General features: G+C 64.4%; 3 protein-coding genes and 2 pseudogenes. 2 read left to right on the top strand and 3 right to left on the bottom strand.

Annotation, left to right across the window (positions count from 1 at the left end; genetic code table 11):
• From MOV75_RS27080 to MOV75_RS27070, 3 genes and pseudogenes are all read right to left on the bottom strand, one after another.
• A pseudogene (locus MOV75_RS27080) lies at positions 1-243 on the bottom strand (ribonuclease HII); the annotation flags it as partial.
• A gap of 37 nt (positions 244-280) precedes the next feature.
• Positions 281-736 carry a VOC family protein gene (locus MOV75_RS27075; RefSeq protein WP_246929801.1) on the bottom strand — a complete coding sequence of 152 codons (456 nt, stop codon included), beginning with the start codon at positions 734-736 and terminating at the stop codon, positions 281-283.
• 22 nt (positions 737-758) lie between these two features.
• On the bottom strand, positions 759-1937 hold the full coding sequence (locus MOV75_RS27070; RefSeq protein WP_246929799.1) for a PA0069 family radical SAM protein: 1179 nt from the start codon (positions 1935-1937) through the stop codon (positions 759-761).
• A gap of 211 nt (positions 1938-2148) precedes the next feature.
• Between MOV75_RS27070 and MOV75_RS27065 the strand changes: the two genes are divergently transcribed.
• Both MOV75_RS27065 and MOV75_RS27060 read left to right on the top strand, forming a co-directional pair.
• Complete coding sequence (locus tag MOV75_RS27065; RefSeq protein WP_246929797.1) at positions 2149-4563, top strand: phosphoketolase; 2415 nt, start codon at positions 2149-2151, stop codon at positions 4561-4563.
• A gap of 2 nt (positions 4564-4565) precedes the next feature.
• A pseudogene (locus MOV75_RS27060) lies at positions 4566-5053 on the top strand (acetate kinase); the annotation flags it as partial.

Raw genomic sequence — 5053 nt, 5'->3', positions numbered from 1 at the left:
AACCGGCCAGACACCTCGCTTGATCAGCGCGCGCTCGCGACGGAAGCTCGGCGGCGCGAGCGCGATGATGCCTTTCCTGCCGGCCGGGACCTTCATGGCCGGCGCCTTGGCCCCCTTCGAAGGCGCTGCCTTCCTGGCGGCGTCCTGCTTTGGCGCGTCTTTGGCCGGCTTCTTGGCCGACGTCTTGGCGGACTTGTCCCGAATCATGGCCGGGATCGTGCGCAAGCGGCCCGGCCTGCGCAACCGGGAACCCGGGACAATTCCCGTTATTCAGGTTGGCCTACTCCGCCAGATGCACCCGCCGGTCCTCGCCGACATCGATGCCGGGCGCGACCACGACCTCCCAGGGATGGCCGTCGGGGTCAGCGAAATAGCCGGAATAACCGCCGTAATCGGTCTCGTGCGTGGCCTTCACCAGCTTCGCCCCCTTGCCGAGGGCGAAGGCCATCACCGCATCGACCTCGTCCCGTGTCCGACAGTTCCAGGCGATCGTCATGCCGCGAAAGGCCGTCGGCCTCGGATGGTCCGGCAACGCGGCATCCGCCGCGAGCCGCCCCCACGGAAACAGCGCGAGCACCGGACCGCCGGTATCGTAGAACGCGACGGCCTCTCCGGTCGCCTTCAGCCGGCGCGAGAAGCCGAGCGCATCGTAAAAGGCGATGCTGGCGCGGATGTCACTCACACCGAGCGTGATGACGGTGAGCCGTGGCAACGGGGCCTGGAGTTGCTTGCTCATGCGACGCCTCTTCCACTCCCGGTCAGAACAGGCTGAGCTGATCGCCGTTCCGCTTCGGCCGCGCAAAGTGATCCGTCGTCAGCTTTGAGCGCCGCTTGTTGAGGCCTAGCCTGTCGCAGGCAATCTCGAAGCGGCGGCCGATGGTCCAGGCCATCGGTCCCGTGCCCTTCATCCGCTCGCCCCATTTCGCATCGTAGTCACGCCCGCCGCGCATGTCGCGGATCAAGGTGAAGACGTGGCGATAGCGGTCCGGATAGTTCGCCATCAGCCATTCGCGGAAGAGATCACGCACCTCCAGCGGCAGCCGCAGCAGCACATAGGAGGCTTCCTTGACGCCGGCATGGGCGGCGGCATCGAGAATGCGCTCGATCTCGGAATCGTTCAGCGCGGGGATCACGGGCGCGACCATCACGGTGGTCGGAATGCCGGCGTCCGAGAGCTGCTTCAGCGCCTCCAGTCGCTTCGGCGGCGTCGAGGCCCGCGGCTCCATGGAGCGCGCCAGTTTTGGATCGAGCGAGGTGACCGAGATCGCGACCTTGGCGAGATTGCGCTTTGCCATGCGCGCGAGAATGTCGATGTCGCGCACCACCAGCGCGGATTTGGTGACGATGCCGACAGGATGACCGGCGCGTTCCAACACCTCGAGGATGCCGCGCATGATCTTCCGCTCGCGCTCGATCGGCTGATAGGGATCGGTGTTGGTGCCGATCGCGATCATCCGCGGCTCATAGCCGGTCGCGGCGAGCTCCTTCTCGAGCAGCGCGGGCGCCTCAGGTTTCACAAACAGCTTCGATTCGAAATCAAGCCCCGGCGACAGGCCGAGATAGGCATGAGTCGGCCGGGCAAAGCAGTAGACACAGCCGTGCTCGCAACCGCGATAGGGATTGATCGAGCGGTCGAAGCCGATATCGGGTGAGTCGTTGCGGGTGATCACCTTGCGCGAGGTATCGACCCCCACACTGGTCTTGAACGGCGGCAGCTCTTCCAGGCTCTGCCAGCCGTCGTCGAACGCGACGCGCGCCTCGGCCTCAAAGCGGCCGCTTGCATTCGACTGCGCACCCCGCCCTCTCCGGCGCGCGCGGTCGATGGCGACGCCGAGCTCTGGAAAATCGGCGGGAAAATCAGAGTCCGCACCCGCCGGCTCGGAGGGCGCCGTGACCGGCGGGTGCTTGAGAGCATGAGAGGATGCTGCTGGACTCATGAAGCCAAGATAGCACGCCAAAGGAACAAATCAAGAACGCAAACGAAAAACTGAAAAACAACCCCATGCAAAGGTGCCGCCCAAATTTCGGGCGTGGTCCTTTTGACCTCACGCAACACGCCCGTCATGGCGATTTCGTTTGATGCCGGTCAGGGATCAATCGCCGCGGAACAATGTTGGTGACGATCGCCGGGTGAAGGTCAGCAGGAACATGACAAAGCAACAACAATCGGCCTCAGCGAGCAGCGACCTCGATCTCCTTGACCGCTACTGGCGCGCCGCGAACTACCTCTCCGTCGGGCAAATTTACCTACTGGACAATCCCCTGCTGCGCGAGCCCTTGCGCCCCGAGCACATCAAGCCGCGTTTGCTCGGCCATTGGGGCACGACGCCAGGCCTGAACTTCATCTACGCCCACCTCAACCGCGTCATTCGCGCGCTTGATGTCAGCGTGCTCTATGTCTGCGGCCCCGGCCATGGCGGGCCGGGCATGGTCGCCAACACCTATCTGGAAGGCAGCTACAGCGAGATCTATCCCGACATCGCGCGTGATGGGGACGGAATGCGCAAGCTTTTCAGGCAGTTCTCCTTCCCCGGCGGCATTCCGAGCCACGCGGCGCCGGAAACGCCGGGCTCTATCCACGAAGGCGGCGAGCTCGGCTACGCGCTGGTGCATGCCTATGGCGCGGCGCTGGACAATCCTGATTTGATCGTTGCCTGCGTGGTCGGCGACGGCGAAGCCGAAACCGGTCCGCTCGCTGCGTCCTGGCACTCCAACAAATTCCTGAACCCCGCCCATGACGGCGCGGTGCTGCCGATCCTGCATCTCAACGGCTACAAGATCGCCAATCCGACCGTGCTCGGGCGAATGCCCGACAGCGAGATCCGCGATCTCTTCCGCGGGTTCGGTCACGAGCCGCTGTTCGTCGAAGGCGACGATCCCAAATTGATGCACCAGGCCATGGCGGACGCACTCGACGTCGCGCTCGCCAGCATTCGCTCGATCCAGCAGCATGCAAGGGACGGCCGCAAGGCACTCGAACGGCCGCGCTGGCCGATGATCGTGCTGCGCAGCCCGAAGGGTTGGACCGGTCCGAAAGAGGTCGACGGCAAGAAGGTCGAGGGCTTTTGGCGCGCGCATCAGGTCCCCGTCGCAGGCTGCCGTGAAAATCCGGCACATCTCAAAGTGCTCGAAGATTGGATGCGCAGCTACGAGCCGGAAAAACTGTTCGACGCGAGCGGTGCCCTCATCCCCGAGCTTCACGCGCTCGCGCCCGAAGGCCTCCGCCGCATGGGCGCCAATCCGCATGCCAATGGCGGCCTCCTGAAGAAAGAGCTGAAGCTACCGGACTTCCGCAACTTCGCGATCGAAGTGCCGCAGCCCGGCGGCGTGATGGCCGAAGCGACGCGCGAGCTCGGCAAATTTCTGCGCGATGTCATCCGCCTCAACGCGAAGGAACGCAACTTCCGCATCATGGGCCCGGACGAGACCGCGTCAAACCGTCTGGACGCGGTGTTCGAGGAGACTGAACGCGTCTGGATGGAGCCGATCGAACCTTACGACGTGCACCTCGCGCAGGACGGTCGCGTGATGGAGGTGCTGAGCGAGCATCTCTGCCAGGGCTGGCTCGAGGGCTATCTGCTCACCGGCAGGCACGGCTTCTTCTCGTGTTACGAGGCCTTCATCCACATCGTCGATTCCATGTTCAACCAGCATGCCAAATGGCTGAAGGTCACGCGCGAGCTGCCGTGGCGGCGGCCGATCGCCTCGCTCAATTACCTCTTGACCTCGCATGTCTGGCGTCAGGACCATAACGGCTTCAGCCATCAGGACCCCGGCTTCGTCGATCTCGTCGCCAACAAGAAGGCCGATATCGTCCGCATCTACTTCCCGCCTGATGCCAACACGCTGCTGTGGATCGCCGACCATTGCCTGCGCACCTACAATCGCATCAACGTGATCGTCGCCGGCAAGCAGCCGGCGCCGCAATGGCTGTCGATGCAGGAAGCGGCCACGCATTGCGATGCCGGCATCGGCATCTGGACCTGGGCGGGGACGGAAGATGCAGGCCGGGAACCCGACGTGGTCATGGCCTGCGCCGGCGACGTGCCGACGCTGGAGACGCTCGCCGCCGTCGACCTGCTGCGAAAGGCGCTGCCGGACTTGAAGATCCGTGTCGTCAACGTCGTCGACCTGATGACCCTGCAGCCGAAGGATCAGCATCCGCACGGCCTGTCCGACCGCAACTTCGACAGCCTGTTCACATCGGACAAGCCTGTCATCTTCGCCTATCACGGCTATCCGTACCTGATCCACCGGCTGACCTATAACCGCACCAACCATGCCGGCATGCATGTGCGCGGTTTTGCCGAGGAAGGCACCACGACGACGCCGTTCGACATGGTCGTGCTCAACGAGCTCGACCGCTACCACCTCGCGATCGAGGCAATCGAACGCGTGCCCGGGCTCGCGGCCAAAGCGGCGCAGGCCAAGCAGCAATTCCGCGACAAGCTGATCGAGCATTCGCGCTATGTGCGCGAGCACGGCGAGGACATGCCCGAGGTCCAGGACTGGGTCTGGCCCAACAGTTCTGGCGGCAACACCCCGACTGAGGCCGGCGACTAGCCATGTCGGACACGGTCCTCGTCCTCAACTCGGGATCGTCGAGCATCAAGTTCGGCCTGTTCGATATCTCGGCTGCCGAACCCAACCTGCTTTGCAAGGGCCTGCTCGACGAGCACGAGGCAAAACCTGGGCTCGTGGTGAGAAGCCCCGCGGGCGAAAATTTGTTCGAGACGCGAAGAGAAGCGGCGGACGCCGACGGCGGCCATCTGTTCGCCGACGTGCTGACCTTCATCGAGGACCGGTTCGGCGAAGGCAGCCTTCGCGCCGTCGGCCACCGCATCGTTCACGGCGGGCCCCATTATTCAGACCCGGTCACACTGACGCACGACGTCACAGCGAAGCTGGAGGGATTGACGCCGCTGGCCCCGCTGCACCAGCCGCGATGCCTCGCGCCGGTTCGTAGGTTCACCGCGATCCGGCCTGCGCTGACGCAGATCGCGTGCTTCGACACAGCCTTCCACCACGGCCTCGCGCCGCCCGCGAGCCGCTT

The sequence above is a fragment of the Bradyrhizobium sp. PRIMUS42 genome (assembly GCF_023006515.1).
Taxonomy (GTDB): domain Bacteria; phylum Pseudomonadota; class Alphaproteobacteria; order Rhizobiales; family Xanthobacteraceae; genus Bradyrhizobium.
This window is presented reverse-complemented; position numbering and strand designations above follow the sequence as displayed.